Below are 19,590 nucleotides of genomic sequence, written 5' to 3' on the forward strand. Positions count from 1 at the left end.
CTACATTACCCGCGCCGCGCCGCAAACGCGACCCCGCCGCCGGCCTTCGGGGCTGGCCGTCAGCGCGCCGAAGCACGAGCGCCGTAGCGCGCGACAAAGGTGGCCACGGCTTCGTCGATCGCCGGATCGCGTTCCGCGCGGGGCGGCGGATGCCCGAGCAATATCCGGAGATGGAGATCGCCGCGCAGCAGGCTCAGGAACTGCTCGGCCGCACGCCGCGTATCGCAATCGATCAGCAGGCCCTCGCGTCGTGCCCGTTCGAGATAACAGGTCACGCTCGTCAACGTCTGGCCCGGCGCGCTGTCGTAGTAGATCTGACCGAGTTCGGGAAACCGGGTCGACTCGGCGATCACCATGCGCAACAGGCCGACGATCTCGGGGGACATCAACGCATCCAGAAACGCCCGCCCGATGTGGGTGAGCGCCGTATCCAGCGCACGGTGCTCGGCAACATCCTCGCCAATGGCCATGCGCACCACCAAGCGCCGGCATTCACGGCGGGCCGTGGCGGCGAACAAGGCTTCCTTGCTGTCGTAATGGGCATAGATCGTGGCCTTGGACACGCCGGCCGCGGCCGCGAGCGCATCCATGTTGGTCGCGCCGAAGCCGCGTTCGACGAAGAGTCGGCGCGCGGCGTCGAGCACCTGTTCGGCTTTCTTGGATGGGTTCTTGCAGGCAGACACGGCGTCCACGGACAGTCGATTGAAACAAGCGGGCACAGGGCGGTATGTGTATTTGACACCCATACCGCCAGCGACTAAATTAACGCACCTGAACTGAACCGTACAGTTCAACCTGAACTCCCACCGGATCGGGTCCCATGCGAACCGCATTTTCCACACGCCCCCGGGCGCAGCAGCCTGCGCTGGCGGCCGCGTTCATGTTGCTCACGCTGGTCGCCGGCTGCACCGTCGGCCCGGATTACCGGCCGCCGGCCAAGCCGGCGGACAACGCCTACAACATCAACGGCACGACCCGCGGCGACAGCACGGCCAAGGCGTCCCATACGCGCGAGCCGATCCCGAAGCAGGCATTCGAGCGGGCCCGCAAGGTGCGGTCCGACTGGTACAAGGTATTCGGCTCGAACAAGCTCGATGCGCTGATCGGCCGCGCCATCAAGCACAGCCCGACCCTGGCCGCCGGTCGGGCCCGTATCCGGGCCGCCCGCGAAGTGGTCAAGGAGAACCGGGGGGCGTTGTATCCCCGGATCGGCGTCAACGGCGGCTATTCGCGCAATCGCGTGACCGGCGCCCAGTTCGGCATCACGCAATCGTCGTTCACGAATGTGTTCAATCTGTATCAGGCGCAGGCGACGGCGAGTTACGACCTCGACCTGTTCGGCAAGACCCGGCGCATGATCGAAGCCAGCAACGCCCATCTGGACGAACAGCAGTATCGGGTGATCGATACCTACGTCACGCTGATCAACAACGTCGTGGCAACCGCGATTACCGAGGCCGGTCTCAATGCGGCGATCCAGACCACCCGCAATATCGCGAAAAGCCAGGCGAACGCACTGGCTATCGTGCGCAAGCAGATCAAGTACGGCGCGGCCATCGATGCCGACGCGACCCAGATCAAGACCCAGCTCGCCCGCACGCGGGCCTCGCTGGAACCCCTGCGCAAGCAGAAGACGTTGGCGGTCAATCGGCTGGCCGTTCTGGTCGGCAGCAATCCCGGCGACTTCAGTGATCCCGGCTTCACGCTCGACCAGCTGCGCCTGCCGCGCAAGCTGCCGGTGAGCGTGCCGGGACAACTGGTCGATCAACGACCCGACATCCTGGCCGCGGCTGCCGCGGTACACGCGGCCAGCGCGCAGATCGGCGTGGCCACGGCGAATCTGCTGCCCGATATCCGCATCAGCGGTTCCTACAGCCGCTCGGCGCTGACGCCGTCGGATCTGGGCGACCCCGCCTTCGCCCTGTACTCGCTGGGCGCTTCGCTGAGCGCGCCGCTGTTCGAGGGCGGCCGGCTGCACGCCGCCAAGCGCCAGGCACAGGATCTATTCGTGGCCGCGCTTTCCGACTACCGCGCGACCACGCTGTCGGCTTTCGGCGAAGTGGCCAACAGCCTGCGTTCGATCGAAGCGGATGCGCGCACCCTGGAAGCACAACGCAGCGCGCTCAAGGCAGCCCGGAACAACCTGAAGACCGTACGCGCGCAACTCGACAACGGGGCTGCGGATTACGTGAATCTGTATACCGCCCAGGCGCAGTATCAGAGTGCGAAACTCGACTACACCAAGGCGCGCGTGACCCGTTACCGTGACACTGCCGATCTGTTCCGGGCGCTCGGCGGGGGCTGGTCGCAGCACGGCAATTCGCCGATGGCGGCCGGCGCCGGTACCGGCCAAACCGCTACCAACGCTCACGTGGACTCGTGATGGCCGAAGACAACAGTAACGCCTGGCCGGAGACCGAAACCTCGGGCAAGTCCGGCCGCCGCAAATGGTATCTGCTGGGCCTGGCCGCGATCTTTGTGATCGCGGCCGTGGCCTATGCCATTTACTACTTCACGGTCGCTCAGTTCTACGCCGAGACCGACGACGCCTACGTACACGGCAATCGGGTACAGCTGACGCCCCAGGTCCGCGGCACGGTCACGTCGATCACCGCCGACGACACCGATCTCGTGAAAGCGGGCCAGACGCTGGTCCGGCTCGATCCCGCCGATGCGCGCAACGCACTCGATCACGCCGAGGCACAACTTGCCGAGACCGTGCGTTCCGTACACCAGCTCTACGCCCGGGTCGACGAACAGCAGTCGATCATCGCGCAACGCCAGAGCACGCTGGCCCAGGCCAAGCGTGACTACCAGCGCGACCGCAACCTGGTCCACGCCCACGGCGTGACCCGCCAGGCCTTCGAGCGCTCACGCGCGACCTATCACGAGGATCGCGCCGCCCTGGCCGCGGCCCGGCACAAATTGTCCGAACTCAAGGCGCAGACGAACGGCACCACGGTCCGCGACCATCCGCGCGTGAAGCAGGCCGAAAGCGCACTGCGCAGTGCTTATCTCAACCTGCAACGCACCCGGATCCCGGCGCCGGTCACCGGCCATGTCGCCCAGCGCCAGGTGCAGGTCGGCCAGCGTGTCGATCCGTCCAAACCCATGCTGTCGATCGTGCCCAACGACCAGATCTGGGTCGATGCCAACTTCAAGGAAACCGAGCTCGCCTCGATGCGCATCGGCCAGCCGGCCACGGTGGTGTCCGATTTCTATGGCAGCAACGTGACCTATCACGGGCATGTCGCCGGGATCAGCGCCGGCACGGGCTCGGCGTTCGAACTGCTGCCGCCGCAGAATGCAACCGGTAACTGGATCAAGATCGTGCGCCGCGTGCCGGTGCGCATCGTCCTCGACAACAGCCATCACCAGCTCGACAAGCACCCGCTGCGCCTTGGCCTGTCGATGAATGTAACGGTCGATCTGCACGACACCAGCGGGCCACGACTGGCGAAAAAGGCGCCGAGCAAGCCGCGTTACCACACCGATGTCTACCAACAGCGGCTCGCCGGCGCCAACCGGCTGATCCGGCGTATCGTCGCCGCCAATGACGGCGCGGCGTCGGGCTACAACGCCGGCACGAGCGACGCCAGCGGCTCATGAGCGAGAGCGCCGGGGCGGCTCGCGCCGTCGACGCGCCGCTGCCGACCGGCGCACTGGTGATGGTCACCCTGAGCCTCGCGCTCGCGGTGTTCATGAACGTGCTGGATGTGTCGATCGCCAATGTGTCGATCCCGACCATCGCCGGCAATCTGGCGGTATCGTCGAGCCAGGGCACGTGGGTGATCACGTCCTTCGCCGTGGCCAACGCGATTGCCGTGCCGGTATCCGGCTGGCTCGCCAAACGTGTCGGCGAGGTCAAGTTGTTCGTGATCTGCACGGCGCTGTTCACGGCCACGTCCCTGGCCTGCGGCATGGCGCCGAGTTTCTATTTTCTGCTGGCCATGCGGGCCGCCCAGGGCCTGGTCGCCGGCCCGATGATCCCGTTGTCGCAGAGTCTGCTGCTCGCCAATTATCCGCCGGAAAAGCGGGGGTTCGCCAACGGCATCTGGGGCATGACCGCCGTGGTCGGGCCGGTCGCCGGCCCCATCCTCGGCGGCTGGATTACCGACAACATCAGCTGGTCGTGGATCTTCTACATCAACGTGCCGGTGGGCATTTTCTCCGCGCTGGTCACCTGGGTCGTACTGCGTGAACGCGAGACCGCCACCGCCCGTCTGCCGCTGGACATGATCGGGCTGGTGCTGCTGACCATCGGCGTCGGCGCGCTCCAGATCATGCTCGACAAGGGCAACGAGGACGCCTGGTTCCAATCGCCGTTCATCACCACTCTGGCGATCGTGGCGGTCGTGTTCCTGTCGTTCTGGATCGTCTGGGAACTCACCGACGACAATCCCGTGGTCGATCTGCGACTGTTCGCGCGTCGCAACTTCACCGTGGCGACACTCGGTGTCACGTTCGGGTTCATGACGTATTTCGCGGGCGTGGTCCTGCTGCCGCTGTGGCTGCAGAACGTCCAGGGCTACACCCCGACCTGGGCCGGCCTCACCACGGCCTCGCTCGGGCTGCTCGGCGCCGTGTTTTCGCCGATAGTGGGCCGTCTGACCGACAAGATCGATCTCCGGCTGATCGTGACCTTCGGCATGCTGCTGTTCGCGGTGCTGTCGTTCGTCAAGGCCGACGCGAACACCGACATCAGCTTCGAACGCCTGTTTCTGACCCGCCTGCCCTGGGGCATCGGCCTGGCCTGCTTTTTCATACCGTTGATCACCCTGTCGCTGACCGGCCTGCCGCGCGACAAGATCGCCAGCGCTTCCGGGCTGTTCAATTTCATGCGCCTGATCGCGCTGGCCATCGGCACATCGTTGTCGCAAACGATCTGGGACTGGCGCGAGGCATTTCACGATCACGTGTTGTCGGCCCATACCGCGGTCGCCGACCCGGCCACCGAGCACTGGCTGGCCCAGGCCCGCGCGGCCGGTCTCACGCAGGAGCAGGCCTACGGCGCGCTGGCAGGCGTGATCAAGCAGCAATCGTTCATGATCGGTCTCAACGAGATGTACACCCTGGCGGGCTGGGTATTCCTCGGCCTCACCGTGCTGATCTGGTTCTCCCGCCCCCACGCCAAATAGCGCTGGCACGACATCGGCCGAACCCATCCGGCATGTTATTTTATAACGATTACTGAAACCGGTGTTCATCGCGCGGTGCGTGATTCGTCGCTTTTTACCCCGTCCTCCGAGCCCGGCCCGCGCGCCATATCGGCGCTGTGCCTGTGCGCTGCGGCAGGCTGGCTCGCGCTGGTGGTTGCCGGCAGCCGGGACGGCTTGTGGGTCCTGGTGACACTCACCCTGTTCAGCGCTGTCGCGTTTCTTGCCGGCGCTGTCATCAGCGCGATCCCGCACGATCCGCGCTGGATCTCGCGCATCGATGCCGCCGCCGCCGGGGCCATGCTCGCCTCTGCACTGGTGCTGCTGGTCCCGCATGCGCTGAATGACCATGCGGCCACCGGCAGCGCCGGTCTGGCGATCGGTCTGGCCGTGGGCATGGTGCTGCATGTCGCCAGCGGCGGCCGAGACGGTCGCGCCATGCTCGGGGCGCTCACCCTGCATTCGATCTGCGGCGGCATCGTACTGGGCGCGCTTTATACGCTCATGCCGGCACTCGGCTGGGGTGTCGGGCTGGCCATTCTCGCTCACAAGGCGCCGGCCGGATACGTGCTCGCGCGGCGCCTGGCTGCCCGACCGGGGCACCGGATATTAGTCGTACTCCCGGCCCTGGGGACTGGACTCGGCGCGCTTTGTGTTGCAATCATGCCTGCGGCGGTGGCACTGCCGGCCGGTTTGATATTCGGCGCAGCCGCCGGGTTGTTCCTGTTTGTCGCGCTGGCGTTTTTTGTATCGAGCGCAAAAGCCGGCGCGCTCGACGCCAGGGACTGGCGCGCTTTCGCCATGGGTGGCATGGCTATTGCCTTGGCGGGGTGGGTCGCGCTACACGGCATCTAGACCGTTTACGCGACCCAGGGGCCGGTCGGCGGGAAACTTTTCCCGCGGGGGCCGGTCTCAGGATTTTGTTTTTTTTGATTACAAGCAGCGGGATCGGCCAGCCAGCGTGTCGAGTTCGGTGCAGAGGGTTGGGAATGCAACACAAGCGCGTGTTACGTACCGGCGCCGCCGGTGCGCTCGGTGTCACTTTATGTTTTTGCGGCGGTGCCCAGGCGGCACCGGGCAAACCGGAAGCCACCGTGATTCGCGCTTCGGACAAGCAGAGCAGCGACCTCCGGATCCAGCCCCTGGCGGCGGATCAGATGCAGACCGCCAAGGCGCTGGGGCTGACCACGACCCCGCAGATCACCCCCTGGCAGCAGATCAAGGTCCGCTCCGGAGACACGTTATCGGGCGTATTCGCACGGGCCGGGCTCGGCGCGTCGCAGTGGCGACAATTGCTCGATCTGGGGCCATCGACTGACGCGTTGCGTCACATCCACCCCGGGGATACGCTGGACATCCGCAAGACGCCCACCGGTAAACTCGGCGAATTGCGTTACCGACTCAATTCGATCAAGACGCTGCACGTCAACCGCACGAGCGGCGCGTTGCAGGCCAGGATCGAAAAACGCGCGACACAGACGCGCGAGATCACCGCGACCGGCACGGTCGGCAAGTCGTTGTCACACTCGATGGCCGCGGATGGCGTGCCGGCCCGTGTGGCGAACCAGATGGCCCGTATCTACCGCTACCGCCACAACCTGCGTCATCTGCAACCGGGCGATAAGTTCTCGGTGGTCTACCGCGCCACCTACAGCGCAGGCCAGCAGATTGCCACAGGCCCGGTGCTGGCCGCGAGCATCACGACCCATCACCACAACTACAAAGCCTTTCGCGCCAAGGATGGAAACGGCAACGTCGGCTACTTCGACACCGCCGGTGTTTCCTACAAGCCGGCCTTCACGCGCAAGCCGGTCGCCTACACGCGTATCAGCAGTCCGTTCAACCTCCACCGATTGAATCCGGTCACGCACAAGGTCCGCCCGCACAAGGGCGTGGACATGGCGGCGCCGATCGGTACGCCGATTCATGCCGCCGCCGAAGGCACGGTGAAATACGCCGGCTGGATGCATGGCTATGGCCGCATCGTCGAACTCACCAACTTCGACGGCTACAGCACGCGCTATGCGCACATGCACCGGATCCGGTCGAAATTGCACGTGGGCGAGCACGTGACCAAGGGCGAGGTCATTGGTTACGTCGGCGAATCCGGCGAAGCCACGGGCCCGCATCTGCATTTCGAGATCCGAAAGAACGGCGTGGCTTACAACCCGATGACCATCAAACTGCCCGCGGCACACTCGCTGCCGCACAGCGAACTGGCGGCCTATACCCGCAAGATCCAGCCGCTCATCGCCAAGCTCTCGCCGGCCCCGACCACCCTACTGGCCAGGAACGCCTCGACCGCGGACCACGGCAACAGCTGTAACCGGGCCGTGTCGCTCAACGCCACACTGGCGCTCGATCCAGTCGATGCCGCGCGGCGACACAGTCTCAGCAACATCTTCTGCGTGGTACACCACCACCATCAGCCGACCAAAGCCTGACGCGTTGCCACGCATCGCCGCGCGGCGGGCATTTACCGTACGCCGGCATCGGGCTCGCCGCCGTGCCTTGCCGTGCACGAATCGGCGTTACAGGGCGCGTGCCCGGATGCTTTGGCGGCGCATGACCAGGGCCACATCATCCAGCGCCCGGCATGATCAAACGGCGCCATCGGCCCCGGATTTCCGGCCAACGGGGATCAACGCCCGGGTATGAGCCGCCGTGGCGCGCCCGCAGCACGGCCTCCATCGCCGGGCCGGCCATCCAAGTCCCGCCTTGTGCACGGCAGTTCCGCCACGACAAAGGCCGCGCGACGGATCGGGCGGCCTTCATCTATCGGTAGCCCGCGCCGGTGCATGCCATGTTTCGATCAATGGCGCCAGTCGCGGTCGTCCCAGCCGCGGTGACGACCACGGTCATGGTCATCATAGTCATGGCGGCGATCGTGGCCGTAACCGCGCCGATCGTAATGAACATCGCGGCGGCGACCCCAGTCGCGGCCACGATAATGATCATCGTCGCGGCCGTCGTGTTGGCCCGCCAGAATGGCACCGCCGGCGCCGCCCAGCCCGCCGCCGATCACGGCACCGGTCTGACCGCCCATGGCACCGCCCACTGCGGCGCCGATCGCGCCGCCGAGGCCGCCCCCCAACACCTCATTGAAGGTGTTGTCGGCCAGGGCCGCCGAGCTGCCGCCGGCCATCGCGAGGGCGACGACCCAAGGGATGATCTTCGTGCTGCGCATGCTGGTCACCTCTCATTGTGAGACTTCAGCAGAGCATAAGCCGACCCGTTTAACCAAGCCTGAACGGACTGAACACACTGGCCCGGGATGCGTTCAGCCCCGGTTGCCGCCCGGGCTCCCAGACTCACCGGCCGACTCTCAAAAGCGCTCGGCCAAAGATCCCATGGACCTCATTCGTATTCTGTTATCGGTTCTGCTGCCGCCGCTCGGTGTCTTTCTCCAAGTCGGCATCGGGCTTCAGTTCTGGCTCAATATCGGGCTGACCATTCTCGGCTATATTCCGGGCGTGGTGCACGCGGTCTATATCATTGCCACGCGCGACTGACGCAGACGGCCCTCGGGTCCATGTTGTCGAGAGCCCTATGAAACCGACGAACGCACCCCCATCGTGTTCGACATACGCTCACGACTTCACAGCTTGTCATGTCCATCGATCTTTCCGTGCTCGATCTGGTTCCCGTGCCGAGCGGTACAGCGGCGTCGGCGGCCGTCCGCGACAGCATCAACCTGGCGCTTGTGGCCGAGGCCCGCGGCTACAAGCGCTACTGGATCTCCGAACATCACAGCATGCCGGCGATCGCGAGTTCCTCGCCGGAGGTGCTGCTATCACGCATTGGCGCGCTGACCGAACACATCCGCATCGGCTCCGGGGGCATTATGCTGCCCAACCATGCCCCCATGCGGGTCGCCGAGCATTTCCGCACTCTGGAAGCACTCTATCCCGGGCGGGTCGATCTCGGCCTGGGGCGCGCACCCGGGTCGGATATGCGTGCCAACCGGGCCTTGCACGCCGGCTCGGGGGAGCACTTTGCCGACATGCTCGATGAAATGCTCTCGCTGGCCCATGATCGCTATGGCGCGAATCACCCGTATGCCGGCGTCAGGATCGTGCCCGAGGATGCGCCCATGCCGCCGATCTGGATTCTGGGCTCGTCGGGCGCGAGCGCGGAATTGGCCGGGGCCGGCGGCTACGGCTACAGCTTCGCCAGCCATTTCAGCCCCGCTCCGGCGGAACCGGCGCTCGAACGATATCGCTATGCATTCGAACCGTCGTCGCAATTTCCAACGCCCCACACCATTCTCGGGGTGTCGGTGATCTGCGCCGCGACCGACGAGCAAGCCGAGGCGCTGGCGGCCACGGTCGATCTGATGTGGCTGCGTCTGCGCAAGGGACAGTTTCTGCCGCTGCCCTCGCCCGAGGAGGCGCGTGCCTATTCCTACAGCGACATCGAGCGCAACGCGGTCAAGGAAAACCGCGCGCGCCACATCATCGGCTCGCCCGAAACGGTGGCCCGACAATTGCAGGATCTCGGTCAACGCACGGGCGCGAGCGAGTTGATGATCGTGTCCAACATCCACGATGCCGGTGCGCGGCTGCGCTCCTATGAACTGGTTGCCCAGGCCATGTCGACTGGTGCGAGCAGCTGATATTTGCCCCGGCGGCGACAGAGAAAGATGACGCCGCCCGGTTGGACAGCGCACAATACCGGCGCATGTACATTGAGGATGAGTTCGCCATGACCGCCCAATCCGCGCCCGCAGACGCCGAATTCCCGGCGCTCGACGAACAGTTATGCTTTGCGTTGTATACCGCGACGCATCGAATAACACGAGCCTACCGCCCCCTGCTCGAGCCGCTGGGGCTCACCTACGTGCAGTATCTGGTGATGCTGGTGCTCTGGGAGTCCGCGCCGCGCTCGGTCGGGGAGCTGGGTCATTCGTTGTATCTGGACAGCGGCACGCTCACTCCCCTGCTCAAGCGCATGGAAAAATCCGGACTGGTCACGCGCCAGCGCGACAACAACGATGAGCGGCGCGTGCTCATTTATCTGACCGACCAGGGGCTGGAGCTGAAGTCGCAGGCGCACCACATCCAGGCGGACATGCTCTGCCGCATGGAACTCACGCGCCCGGAGTCGCGCCAGCTCCAGGCTCAGGTGATGGAACTCATCGATAACCTGGAAAAGAACTAATCGGTTCGAGGCCGGGCGCGAGCCGCACCGCGATCGCGCCCAACCGACTGCCCCGCCCCCGCCGCCCGGGCCGGTTGCGCGGCGCCGGCGGCCGAAACGCTTCAAGCCTTGGCACCACAAGGCACGCCGTGCCGACAACGGTCGTGCCCTAGGACGAGCGGGCCATTGCAAGCCGCGGGTAGCCGACGGCCTCAAGCGTTTCCGCCGCGGCAAGCCACGGCGTATGGCGATACTTGCGCGGCAGTGTCTCGAGTTCGGGCACCCACCGGACCACATACTCGGCTTCGCTATCATACTGCAGGGCCTGCGCCAGCACGTCGAACCCCTGGTCGCGCTTGTCGGTGCCCACGCCGGCGATATTCGCCCAGTTGCCCCAGTTGCTGGCGACGTCATAGTCGATCAGCTGGGCCTCGAACCAGGCCGCGCCCCAGCGCCAGTCCTGACCCAGGTCGCGCGCCAGGTAGCTGGCCGCATTCTGACGACCGCGATTGGACATGTACCCGGTCGCCGCCAGTTCGCGCATATTGGCGTCCACGAACGGCATGCCGGTGTATCCGTCCTTCCAGGCTTCCAGCACGGCCGCATCCACGACCGCCGGCCGATCGTGCCGGTCGAGCAGACCGCTGCGCGCGAACAGCCGCGCGCCATGGCGCGCGAGCACCCAGTGGAAAAATTCGCGCCAACGCAATTCGAGCAACAGCCAGTACGTCGATTCGTTGGCGACCACATCGGATTCGAAGCGTGACAGTTCGTCGGCGACTCGCCGCACCGATAGACAGCCGCTGGCCAGCCAGGGCGAGAGTTTGGACGAGAAATCCGTGCCCATGAGCTGGTTGCGGCTGTGCTTGTAGCGGGTGACCGCTCGGGATTGCCAGAGGTAGTGCGACAGCTGCGCGCGTCCGGCCGTCTCCCCGCCGAGAAAGCGTGTGGCGAGGCCGGACCAGGCGGCCGGATCGAACCGGTCGATGCCGGATAAGTCCACGGCCGCGATTCCGACCCCATCGCTCGGCGGCTCGATCGGGCGGGCCGGCCGCGCGCCGCGCTCGATACGACGCCGGAAACGCGTGAACACGCGGGGCATGTCATCGAGATCGAACGGCAGATCGCCGCGCGCATGCAGCGTATTGGGCCGGGTTTCGTACAGGGCCACACCGCGCCGTGCCAGCGCCCGGCGCACCCGGCGGACCTGGCCGGCCTCCTCGGGCGCACTCTCCGCGGCGGTCCAGACCGATGCCACACCGTTGGCTTGCGCCAGCCGCACGAGGATCGTCTCCGGCTCGCCCGCCAGCACCAGCAGCTCCACCCCATAGGGCTCGAGACCGGCGCGCAGCGAGGCCAGCGCCTGGGCAATGAAGCTGCGGCGATGCGCGCCAACCCTGGGCGCGCCGTATTCGCTCGCGGCGGCAAGACGGGCATCGACGCAATAGACCGCGACGACCGCGCCGGCCTGTAGCGCCGCCGTAAGCGCGGGATTGTCGTCCACCCGGAGATCGTTCTTGAACCAGCAGATCGCGCGGCTCATCCGGCCACCCCACTACTTACCGCCGGCCCGGAATGGGCCGAACGGCACGCCTTGCTGCAGTATTTCACCCGCGGCCAGTCCCGTGCCCATTTTCTGCGCCAGGCGAAAGCCCGATCGCAGTGGGCGCACCGCTTCGCGGGCAAATCACCCTTCTTGCGCATCCGTGGCATGAATACGGGATCCGAACCAGACTCAGGCTGAATCCCTACGCAGGAGGCTCCGGGTCGGATGCAGGGTATGGCGCGCGCCGCATGATGTCCTCGCCGTGGCTACGACGCCCGGTTTCGACGAAACCGAGACCGGCATACAACCGGCGCGCGGCCTCGTTGTCGGGCCGAAGGCTGATCAGCACGGTGGCATCCGCATGTTCGGCCGCGATTTCCGCGAGCAGCTGTTTCAGTCCGGCCCGGCCGTAGCCGTAGCCCTGCCAGCCGGCATCGATCATGAAACGCGGAATATTGAACGCGTTCTCGGCGGCGACGTATTCATACATGGCAAACCCGACCACTGTTTGCCCGGCGATGATCGCGCGCGGGCGGCAGGTGGGTTCCACGTAGGCCTCGGCCAATGAATACAGATTGGACGCGAGATAGTCGGCCTGTTCCGCCTCGACGCGCAGCGCGATCACCGCCTGCCAGTTGGCCCGCGTGACCGGCGCCAGCGCGACCGGCAGCCGGGTCGGGCGCGTATCGCCGGCCTCGCCGGTACCGGCGCCGCTCATTCCATGTCCGCGAAGGCCGTACGATGGAATTCGGCGATCTCGGCGACCTCGGCCACGCCCGGCTCGCGCAGCGGCGATGGCGACGCGCCCGCCATCACCTCGAGCGTGGTGCGTGTGCAGCGGGCCAGGGTTTCCGGGTTGTAGCCGCCTTCCAGCGCCATCACCAACCGGCCGTCGCAGTAGGTGTCGGCAAGCGACTGAACGATCCCGGTCAACGCGCTGAACCCGTCGAAGGTCATGGTCAGGCACATTTCATTGATATGCGCATCCATGCCAGCCGAGACCATCACCAGGTCCGGCTTGAACCACTCGGCCGCCGGCACGAGGATATCTTCGAATGCGCGGATCATGGCGAGGTCGCCGGCGTCGCCGGGCAACGGCACGTTGACCGTCGTGCCCTCGCCGAGCCCCTCGCCCACGTTGTCCATAGGCCCGGTGCCCGGATAGAACGGGGCCGCGCGATGCGTGTCGAAGAACAACACGTTCGGATCGGCGGCGAAGATATCCTGAGTCCCGTTGCCGTGATGGGCGTCCCAATCGACGATCAGAACACGCTCGGCTTCCCAGTGCGCCTGCGCATGGGCGGCACCGACCGCGATATTGTTGAACAGACAGAACCCGCGCGCGCGTACCGCGTTGGCATGATGCCCGGGCGGGCGCGATACCACGAACGCCGAACCGGTGCGCTTTTCAAACACCGCATCGACCGCCGCCACCACCGAACCCGCCGCGACTTCCGCCGCCTCCAGGCTGCCGGCGGAAACCGCCGTGGTATCGACATCCAGCCACGCCTGCTTGCCCCTGAGCTCGTGCAGGCTTTCCACGTACGACGTGGTATGCACGCGCTGAAGTTGCTCCATCGTGGCCACCCGGCCCGTCTCGAACCGGACCCCGGGCACCGGTTCGGCGTGCAGCAGATCGTTGATCGCCGTCACGCGTCCCGGATGCTCGGGATAGCTCCACTTGGCCTCCATGCCCAGGCCTTCGAGGATATGGCGTACCCGGCTGTTCATCCGCCCCGGCAGGAACGGCTCTTGAGCCTCCGGGCGGTGCAGGAGCACACGTTCGTCGTAGAACACGGTTACATCTCGGTCACCGATCACGCTTGTCCCTCCAGTGCGGACCGACACGCAGCATAGCGCCGTGACGCGGCCGACGCGATACCGGGGGCGGCACGCGGGCCGATCTCATCCGCGCGCGGTGGCCTCGCGCTCGCGCATGGCGATCAGGGTCTGCAGCGTATGCAGGCGCGGCACCGCCACCCCGAGCGCCTCGGCCCGGGCCACGACATTACCGAGAATGGCGTCGACCTCCAGTGCGCGCCCGGCCCGATAATCCAGCGCCATGCTGTTGCGATAGGCCGGCATGCGCCGTGTGGCCTCGATATTGCGATCGACCGCGTCTGCCGGTAACGGATGGCCGTCGGCGGCGGCCACGGCCATCACCTCGGTCATCGCGGCCCGGGCCAGCGTCTCGCCGCCGGGCGTATCCAGCAGCGTCACCGTATCGGTGCCGTCCGCCAGCACGGAAATCGGGTTGAACGGCGTGTTCCACAAACTCTTGGCCCAGCGCTCGCGCACGATCGAGGCGCTGCACTTTACATCGATGCCACCGGCCTCGAACCCGTCGGCCAGATCGCGTGCTTCGGCACTCACGCCGCTCGGCCAGGCGCCGAGCGTGAGCCGACCATACGCCCGGTGCTCGATCTCGCCCGGCGCGCGCCGGCTGACCGCGACGAAGGCCAGCGCGCTGACCAGCGGATGACCGGGCAGCGCCGCCGCCACCGGCGGCTCGATATCCAGCCCGTTCTCGATCAGGGCGATGGCCGATCGCGCGCCGAGCCAGGGCGCGATCAGCGCGGCCCGGTCGACCTCCGGCAACACCTTGACGCAACAGATCACGACATCGGCTCCCGGGGTGGCGGCGTCGGCAATGTGATGGACCGCGGCCGGCCGGTATGACAAGTCGCCCATCGGACTGTCGATGCGGAAGCCACGCGCACGCACGATGTCGACATGCGAACGCAGCACCACCTCCACGCGCGCCCCGGCGCGTTGCAGTATGGCGCCGTAGAACGCACCGATGGCGCCCGCGCCGACGATCACGATGCGCGGCACGCGCGGACTCATCCGGTCCCCCGCGTCGCCGGCGCCTGGCGCGCTCGCAGCGTCCACTCGCGGCCGACGCCCACGGCCGCCAGGCGCGCCTCGTCGCAACGTTCCCGCTTGAGCGGCATGGCCGAGACATAATCCGCGCGCAGGGCCGCGGCATCGGAATGCGCGTGATCGACCGATTCGAGCCCGCGCTCGAACGCCATCCAGCGATAGGACTGGCCGCGTGAATCGCGCTGCTCGACGAGCCGCGGCGCGGCCATGCTGCCGCCGACCTGACGCGTGAAACGCAGCCCGTTCACCGCGTCCGGGTCGCACATCGGGAAATTGATGTTCCAGGCACAGCCATGTTCCTGCCGCGCCGCCCAGAGCGCGGCGACGACCGCCCCGCCCCAGGTTTCGGTCACGCCGAAGTCAAACACGGCCCGATCGGTGAAAGCCTGACTGAGCGCGATCGCCGGCAGGTCGAAATGCGCGGCGGCCACGGCCGCCCCCACGGTGCCGGAATACATCACCGAATCGGACAGATTGTGGCCCCAGTTCACGCCCGAGAGCACCAGATCCGGGCGTTGACCGCCCATCAACTCGGTACCCAGCGCGACCATCACGCAATCGGCCGGCGTGCCGGTCACCGAGTGCCGCCGGGGCGCATGCTCGCGAACCCGCAGGGGATGGTGCATGGACAGCGCCTGCGCCATGCCGCTCTGATCGGTGGCCGGCGCGAACACCCAGACCTCATCGGCCAGCGTCGCCGCCAGCCGCTCGGCGACCGCCAGGCCGGGAGCGTCGATACCGTCGTCGTTGGTCACCACAATGCGTTCGAGTTTCATCGAAGCCTGTCTCCGCCTCGCAAAGGGCGACCAGCTTAGCGCACCCGCATTGCAGCGCGGGTGCCAACCGGTCGAACACCGCGCCACAGCGACCCTCACCGACTTGCCGAATGCCGCCCCGGCGGTGTACATACGGCACAGTATCTTCATCTTTTTGGCGAGCGTCCCATGACCCGACCCGATCTGCAGAGCGGCCATGTCCGCGCCACCATCGACGACCATGTGCTGCGCGTCACCCTCGATCGCGCCGACAAGCGCAATGCGCTGACGCGCGCCATGTATGCCGATCTGGGCACCGCCATCGCGGCCGCCGTGGACGACCCCGATATACACGTCATCGTGCTCGACGGCGAAGGCCCGATGTTCTGTGCCGGCAACGATATCGCCGACTTCGCCAACGCGGATCCCGCGTCCGGCGATGCCGGCACCGACGGACCGGCGCTAAGTTTCATCCGCCGCATGGCCGAATGCGACAAGCCGATCGTGGTCGCCGTCCAGGGCCAGGCCACCGGCATCGGCACCACGCTGTTGCTGCATGCCGATCTGGTCGTCGCTGCGGACGATGCGCGTTTCTATACGGCCTTCATCGATCTCGGCCTGGTGCCGGAAGCCGGCTCGAGCCGGCTGCTGCCGGCACTGGTCGGGCGCCAGAACGCTGCCCGCCTGCTGCTCGCCGGCGACACGCTCAGCGCCGAGGAAGCGCAGCACATGGGCCTGATCGCTTATCGCGTGCCGGCCGCCCAGCTGGCCGATCGTACCCACGAACTGGCCGCACGCCTGGCCGCAAAACCGCCCGGGGCGATGAGCGCAAGCAAGCGCCTGCTGCGCGAAGGCATGAATACGGCCGACACCGTGGCCCAGATCGAGCGCGAGGCCGAAATTTTCGGACAGCGACTCGCCAGCAGCGAAGTCCGCGAGATCATGAACGCATTCCTGAACCGCAACAAGCGCTGAAACGAGGCCGCCCGGGCGCGCTGACGGCGTCACGCGCCCTTTACCTTGCGGCCAGCCTGAACGCTGCCCGCAGTCATTCCGTCCGAGCCCATGAAAACGCCGCCACCTCACGGTGGCGGCGGCTCAGGGCCAATCCTTCTACCTATCAGAAGTCATAGCTCAGCCTACCGTAGACGGTACGGCCGAGACCGCTGGCATAACGGGCGTCATACCCGGAATTGCCGGCATAGGTCTGCACCGAGAACGGCGGGTTCTTGTCGAACACGTTATCCGAGCCCAGCGTGATCTGGACACCGTCGTGGAACGAGTAGGAGCCATAGGTATCCCAGGTAATAAAGGGATGCACCTGCCGATCCCCGCCTGAATCCCGGTAGCCACTCTCGTAGTGGTTGACGACCGCCAGCGCCCAAGGGCCCTTGCTCCAGCCCAGCGTAATGTTGTGCTTCCAGCGGAACTCGACCTGGTCGTTGGCATAACGGCCCACGTTCGATATGAATTTCCCGCCCGGCACCACCTGCTGCTCGAAGTAATTCGTATACGTGCCAGTCAAGGCCAGCGTGTAATCGCCGGTGTCGGTCGGAAGATTGAACTTAAGATCGACGTCCTCACCACTGGTGGTGATCGCGCCCAGATTCTGGTTGAGGTCGCTTATGTAGTTGATCGGCCCGCCAGCCCCGTTCCGGTGGAACTCATTCGCGTACTTGCTGTAGTGGCTGAAGATATAGTCGTCTGGCGGCACGGAAATCAGGTTCGTGATCCGGATATGCCAGAAGTCTGCGGACAGGGACACATATTTGATCGGCTGCAGAACGAAGCCGGCACCCCAGCTTTGCGATGTCTCCGGCTGGAGATTCTTGTTGCCGCCGATCTGCTCGTTGAACTGCTGATTACAGCTGACCGAAGCATTGGCGCCTGCGATGGGCGTGCCGCCCGGACAACGCAACGGATCGTTGAGCCCGCCTGAGGAATTAGTGACGGACGGCGGCTGGTAGAGATCGTACAGCGTGGGCGCGTGAAACCCCTCGGCATAGTGCGCGCGCAGCACCAGCATCCTGAACGGCTGGTAACGAAGCGAGACCTTGGGGTTGGTCGTTGTACCGACATCGCTGTAGTTGTCGAAGCGCGCCTGGGCGTCGAGCGACAGATTTTTCAGCAGCGGAATGTTCAATTCACCGAACACGCTTTCCACGTCTCGGTTCTTATTGATCTGCGTGGCCTCGATACCCTCGCTGGTCGCCCGCTGTGCCACGGACCCGTTGACGTACTCGCTCAACGTCTCGTGCCGATACTGGGCGCCCAGCGCGAGCGCGGCCTGGCCGGCGCCGAACCAGTCACCCAACTCATGATCGACCTTGCCGTCCCAGATATAGGCACGGGTACGATACTGGTCGAGCTCCCCGGTCGTTTCCAGACTTCGAAGTTTTGCCAACTGGGCAGGGGTCGGGTTGCTGGTGAACGGATTGAAGGAGCCGTCGTTGACCGCGGTCTGGAAGGAATTGGCGCCATAGGCCTGATTGAAGAACCCGCTGACGAGATTCTGCGTGGTGGTGCTCTGGTCGAAATTAAGCGCCGTGTCGTAATGGAAGCCACCCAGGAAACGGCCCGTGAAGGCCATGACCGCGCGCTGACTCTGGTTGACGTTGCGGGCGATACGCGGACCCAGCGGAACAGCGCGATAGCGCAGTTGCGCCGGCTGCGTGGGATCGAAGCTGCCGGCACCTTCAGCCGCGGTCGTCGGCAGCGGCACCACGCCGTTGCCCGGGTAATACGGGCTCGAGGGACTGATCGCGACCGAGGAGCCGAAGTTGCCGACGGTGGGCGACGGCGCCGACAGGGTGTAGTTGGTATTGCGCGTCCACAGATAGCTCAACGAAACCTTGTTGTTGTCGTTGATCTTGTACGCGCCGCGCAGATAGGCCGAGGGCTCGTTCGACCGGTCTACAACGTTCGCTCCGAGCGCGGTGTAGTTCTCGCGGCAGGACACGCTATCGCCGATGCTGACTTCGCCATGCACATTACAGCCCGGTGCCGTCGGATTGTAGTTGGGGTTGGCGACATATTGACCGGGGTAGGTGAACGACGAGACGGCATCGATGCGCGGATCGAGTGGGGTCACAAAACTGCGATCATTGGCATTGACGGCCTGCTGACGCCGGTATTCCAGCGTACCCATGATGTTCCAGCCGTCCTTATCGAGATCGCCCTTGCCAAAGGTCGCGCTCAGCGTCGTTCCATTCCCGCCACCGCTACGAGTCGGCAGCGTTTCCTGCAGGCTGACGTCGCCGCCCTGAAGATTCTTCTTGGTGATGAAGTTGATCACGCCGCCGACCGCGTCGGTGCCGTACAAGGCCGACGCGCCACTGCGCAGCACTTCCACACGGTCGATGGCCGCAAACGGAATGCTGTTGAGATCCGTCCCGGAACCGTTGCCGAACAAACCGTTGACCGCCAGACGACGCCCGTTCAGCAGGATCAGGGTCTTGTTCGGACCCAGGCCGCGCAAATCGGCGAAAGACGCGCCGCCCGTGTTCTGTGCGCCGGTACCAAAACCCGGGCCGGAAGAACTGTCATTACCCGCCAACTGCTGTAACAGCTGGGGCGTGGACGTAATACCCTGCTTGCGCAGATCAGACGCCTTGTAAACCGTGACCGGGAGAGAAGTCGCGGCGTCGGTACGCGCGATCGCGGTACCGGTTACCGCCACACTGCCCAGATTGGTAGTCGGCGCAGAAACCGCCGCCGAGCTCGAGGACGCAGAAGCCGACGCTGCTGCGGGGGCCGCTGCTGCAGGCGCCGCCGCCGCGGGGGCCGCCGGCGCTACCCCACTGGCGCTGGCGCCAGCATCACCGCTGGCTGCAGCAGGCGCAACATAGCCATTGTCGCCACTACTCGAAGATGAGCCAGTCGTCTGCGCAAGGGCGGCACCGACAGGCGACAACGCAAGCAGACAGGCACAAATCGATGCTTTGGACGTATTTTTCCAGTTCGTTACGCCTGATACATATTCATCAGTACGCACCCAAGGCTTTTCAGCCTCAGAAGCTGACGCTTCGGTCATGATCGATCCCCAATAACGGTAGGACATTTACAATTTCCGAAAAGAGCAAAGCCCTCTTCCTCCCTTCCAGCCACGGCC

At 65.6% G+C, this 19,590-nt stretch carries 18 protein-coding genes; 9 read left to right on the top strand and 9 right to left on the bottom strand.

Annotated elements, in window-relative coordinates; genetic code table 11:
- Positions 1 to 59: 59 nt before the first annotated feature.
- Entirely contained in the window at positions 60 to 692 is a 633-nt protein-coding gene (locus ACS8YF_RS06770) for a TetR/AcrR family transcriptional regulator (protein WP_440849459.1), read from the bottom strand.
- 128 nt (positions 693 to 820) lie between these two features.
- On the opposite strand from ACS8YF_RS06770, the gene ACS8YF_RS06775 reads away from it, so the two are divergent.
- From ACS8YF_RS06775 to ACS8YF_RS06795, 5 genes are all read left to right on the top strand, one after another.
- Entirely contained in the window at positions 821 to 2,383 is a 1,563-nt protein-coding gene (locus tag ACS8YF_RS06775; RefSeq protein ID WP_440849460.1) for an efflux transporter outer membrane subunit, read from the top strand.
- Positions 2,383 to 3,609 carry an HlyD family secretion protein gene (locus tag ACS8YF_RS06780; protein WP_440849461.1) on the top strand — a complete coding sequence of 409 codons (1,227 nt, stop codon included), beginning with the start codon at positions 2,383 to 2,385 and terminating at the stop codon, positions 3,607 to 3,609. Before ACS8YF_RS06775 ends, ACS8YF_RS06780 begins: the two co-directional genes overlap by 1 nt.
- Positions 3,606 to 5,138 carry a DHA2 family efflux MFS transporter permease subunit gene (locus ACS8YF_RS06785; protein WP_440849462.1) on the top strand — a complete coding sequence of 511 codons (1,533 nt, stop codon included), beginning with the start codon at positions 3,606 to 3,608 and terminating at the stop codon, positions 5,136 to 5,138. The genes ACS8YF_RS06780 and ACS8YF_RS06785 overlap by 4 nt, the downstream gene beginning before the upstream one ends.
- A 75-nt stretch (positions 5,139 to 5,213) precedes the next feature.
- A complete protein-coding gene (locus ACS8YF_RS06790) occupies positions 5,214 to 6,011 on the top strand; it encodes a hypothetical protein (RefSeq protein ID WP_440849463.1) in 798 nt (265 codons plus the stop codon).
- Between the two features lie 134 nt (positions 6,012 to 6,145).
- Positions 6,146 to 7,600, top strand: coding sequence for a peptidoglycan DD-metalloendopeptidase family protein (locus ACS8YF_RS06795; RefSeq protein ID WP_440849464.1), 1,455 nt, complete (start codon positions 6,146 to 6,148; stop codon positions 7,598 to 7,600).
- Between the two features lie 368 nt (positions 7,601 to 7,968).
- On the opposite strand, the gene ACS8YF_RS06800 is transcribed toward ACS8YF_RS06795, so the two are convergent.
- Complete coding sequence (locus ACS8YF_RS06800) at positions 7,969 to 8,343, bottom strand: hypothetical protein (protein WP_440849465.1); 375 nt, start codon at positions 8,341 to 8,343, stop codon at positions 7,969 to 7,971.
- Between the two features lie 163 nt (positions 8,344 to 8,506).
- Here ACS8YF_RS06800 and ACS8YF_RS06805 point away from each other — a divergent pair, with 163 nt between their 5' ends.
- The 3 genes from ACS8YF_RS06805 to ACS8YF_RS06815 all read left to right on the top strand — a co-directional run bounded on the left by ACS8YF_RS06805 (position 8,507) and on the right by ACS8YF_RS06815 (position 10,316).
- Complete coding sequence (locus tag ACS8YF_RS06805; RefSeq protein WP_440849466.1) at positions 8,507 to 8,668, top strand: YqaE/Pmp3 family membrane protein; 162 nt, start codon at positions 8,507 to 8,509, stop codon at positions 8,666 to 8,668.
- A gap of 98 nt (positions 8,669 to 8,766) precedes the next feature.
- Entirely contained in the window at positions 8,767 to 9,771 is a 1,005-nt protein-coding gene (locus tag ACS8YF_RS06810) for an LLM class flavin-dependent oxidoreductase (protein WP_440849467.1), read from the top strand.
- A gap of 89 nt (positions 9,772 to 9,860) precedes the next feature.
- Positions 9,861 to 10,316, top strand: a complete 456-nt coding sequence (locus ACS8YF_RS06815; RefSeq protein ID WP_440849468.1) for a MarR family winged helix-turn-helix transcriptional regulator — start codon at positions 9,861 to 9,863, stop codon at positions 10,314 to 10,316.
- 148 nt (positions 10,317 to 10,464) lie between these two features.
- Here ACS8YF_RS06815 and ACS8YF_RS06820 read toward each other — a convergent pair whose 3' ends face one another.
- From ACS8YF_RS06820 to surE, 6 genes are all read right to left on the bottom strand, one after another.
- On the bottom strand, positions 10,465 to 11,838 hold the full coding sequence (locus ACS8YF_RS06820; RefSeq protein WP_440849469.1) for a DASH family cryptochrome: 1,374 nt from the start codon (positions 11,836 to 11,838) through the stop codon (positions 10,465 to 10,467).
- The gene (locus tag ACS8YF_RS06825; RefSeq protein ID WP_440849470.1) at positions 11,835 to 12,008 is read right to left on the bottom strand and encodes a DUF2256 domain-containing protein; all 174 of its coding nucleotides are present in this window, start codon (positions 12,006 to 12,008) and stop codon (positions 11,835 to 11,837) included. The genes ACS8YF_RS06820 and ACS8YF_RS06825 overlap by 4 nt, the downstream gene beginning before the upstream one ends.
- A gap of 35 nt (positions 12,009 to 12,043) precedes the next feature.
- On the bottom strand, positions 12,044 to 12,559 hold the full coding sequence (locus ACS8YF_RS06830; protein ID WP_440849471.1) for a GNAT family N-acetyltransferase: 516 nt from the start codon (positions 12,557 to 12,559) through the stop codon (positions 12,044 to 12,046).
- Positions 12,556 to 13,662 (bottom strand): histone deacetylase family protein, encoded by a 1,107-nt coding sequence (locus ACS8YF_RS06835; RefSeq protein WP_440849472.1) that lies wholly within the window; start codon positions 13,660 to 13,662, stop codon positions 12,556 to 12,558. Before ACS8YF_RS06835 ends, ACS8YF_RS06830 begins: the two co-directional genes overlap by 4 nt.
- 84 nt (positions 13,663 to 13,746) lie before the next feature.
- Positions 13,747 to 14,688: a ketopantoate reductase family protein gene (locus tag ACS8YF_RS06840; RefSeq protein WP_440849473.1), complete on the bottom strand. Its 942-nt coding sequence runs from the start codon at positions 14,686 to 14,688 to the stop codon at positions 13,747 to 13,749.
- Positions 14,685 to 15,500 (bottom strand): 5'/3'-nucleotidase SurE, encoded by an 816-nt coding sequence (gene surE / locus ACS8YF_RS06845; RefSeq protein ID WP_440849474.1) that lies wholly within the window; start codon positions 15,498 to 15,500, stop codon positions 14,685 to 14,687. Before surE ends, ACS8YF_RS06840 begins: the two co-directional genes overlap by 4 nt.
- 168 nt (positions 15,501 to 15,668) lie before the next feature.
- Between surE and ACS8YF_RS06850 the strand changes: the two genes are divergently transcribed.
- A complete protein-coding gene (locus tag ACS8YF_RS06850) occupies positions 15,669 to 16,454 on the top strand; it encodes an enoyl-CoA hydratase-related protein (protein ID WP_440849475.1) in 786 nt (261 codons plus the stop codon).
- A gap of 145 nt (positions 16,455 to 16,599) precedes the next feature.
- On the opposite strand, the gene ACS8YF_RS06855 is transcribed toward ACS8YF_RS06850, so the two are convergent.
- Positions 16,600 to 19,539, bottom strand: a complete 2,940-nt coding sequence (locus tag ACS8YF_RS06855) for a TonB-dependent receptor (RefSeq protein ID WP_440849476.1) — start codon at positions 19,537 to 19,539, stop codon at positions 16,600 to 16,602.
- Positions 19,540 to 19,590 lie beyond the last annotated feature (51 nt).

The organism is Salinisphaera sp. SWV1 (assembly GCF_052044155.1).
Lineage (GTDB): Bacteria > Pseudomonadota > Gammaproteobacteria > Nevskiales > Salinisphaeraceae > Salinisphaera.

Excerpts from the sequence above, each read along its gene's own strand:
- ACS8YF_RS06775 (WP_440849460.1), top strand. The coding sequence starts at position 821 with ATGCGAACCGCATTTTCCACACGCCCCCGGGCGCAGCAGCCTGCGCTG.
- ACS8YF_RS06780 (WP_440849461.1), top strand. The coding sequence starts at position 2,383 with ATGGCCGAAGACAACAGTAACGCCTGGCCGGAGACCGAAACCTCGGGC.
- ACS8YF_RS06785 (WP_440849462.1), top strand. The coding sequence starts at position 3,606 with ATGAGCGAGAGCGCCGGGGCGGCTCGCGCCGTCGACGCGCCGCTGCCG.
- ACS8YF_RS06795 (WP_440849464.1), top strand. The coding sequence starts at position 6,146 with ATGCAACACAAGCGCGTGTTACGTACCGGCGCCGCCGGTGCGCTCGGT.
- ACS8YF_RS06800 (WP_440849465.1), bottom strand. The coding sequence starts at position 8,343 with ATGCGCAGCACGAAGATCATCCCTTGGGTCGTCGCCCTCGCGATGGCC.
- ACS8YF_RS06805 (WP_440849466.1), top strand. The coding sequence starts at position 8,507 with ATGGACCTCATTCGTATTCTGTTATCGGTTCTGCTGCCGCCGCTCGGT.
- ACS8YF_RS06810 (WP_440849467.1), top strand. The coding sequence starts at position 8,767 with ATGTCCATCGATCTTTCCGTGCTCGATCTGGTTCCCGTGCCGAGCGGT.
- ACS8YF_RS06815 (WP_440849468.1), top strand. The coding sequence starts at position 9,861 with ATGACCGCCCAATCCGCGCCCGCAGACGCCGAATTCCCGGCGCTCGAC.
- ACS8YF_RS06820 (WP_440849469.1), bottom strand. The coding sequence starts at position 11,838 with ATGAGCCGCGCGATCTGCTGGTTCAAGAACGATCTCCGGGTGGACGAC.
- ACS8YF_RS06825 (WP_440849470.1), bottom strand. The coding sequence starts at position 12,008 with ATGCCACGGATGCGCAAGAAGGGTGATTTGCCCGCGAAGCGGTGCGCC.
- ACS8YF_RS06830 (WP_440849471.1), bottom strand. The coding sequence starts at position 12,559 with ATGAGCGGCGCCGGTACCGGCGAGGCCGGCGATACGCGCCCGACCCGG.
- ACS8YF_RS06840 (WP_440849473.1), bottom strand. The coding sequence starts at position 14,688 with ATGAGTCCGCGCGTGCCGCGCATCGTGATCGTCGGCGCGGGCGCCATC.
- surE (WP_440849474.1), bottom strand. The coding sequence starts at position 15,500 with ATGAAACTCGAACGCATTGTGGTGACCAACGACGACGGTATCGACGCT.
- ACS8YF_RS06850 (WP_440849475.1), top strand. The coding sequence starts at position 15,669 with ATGACCCGACCCGATCTGCAGAGCGGCCATGTCCGCGCCACCATCGAC.
- ACS8YF_RS06855 (WP_440849476.1), bottom strand. The coding sequence starts at position 19,539 with ATGTCCTACCGTTATTGGGGATCGATCATGACCGAAGCGTCAGCTTCT.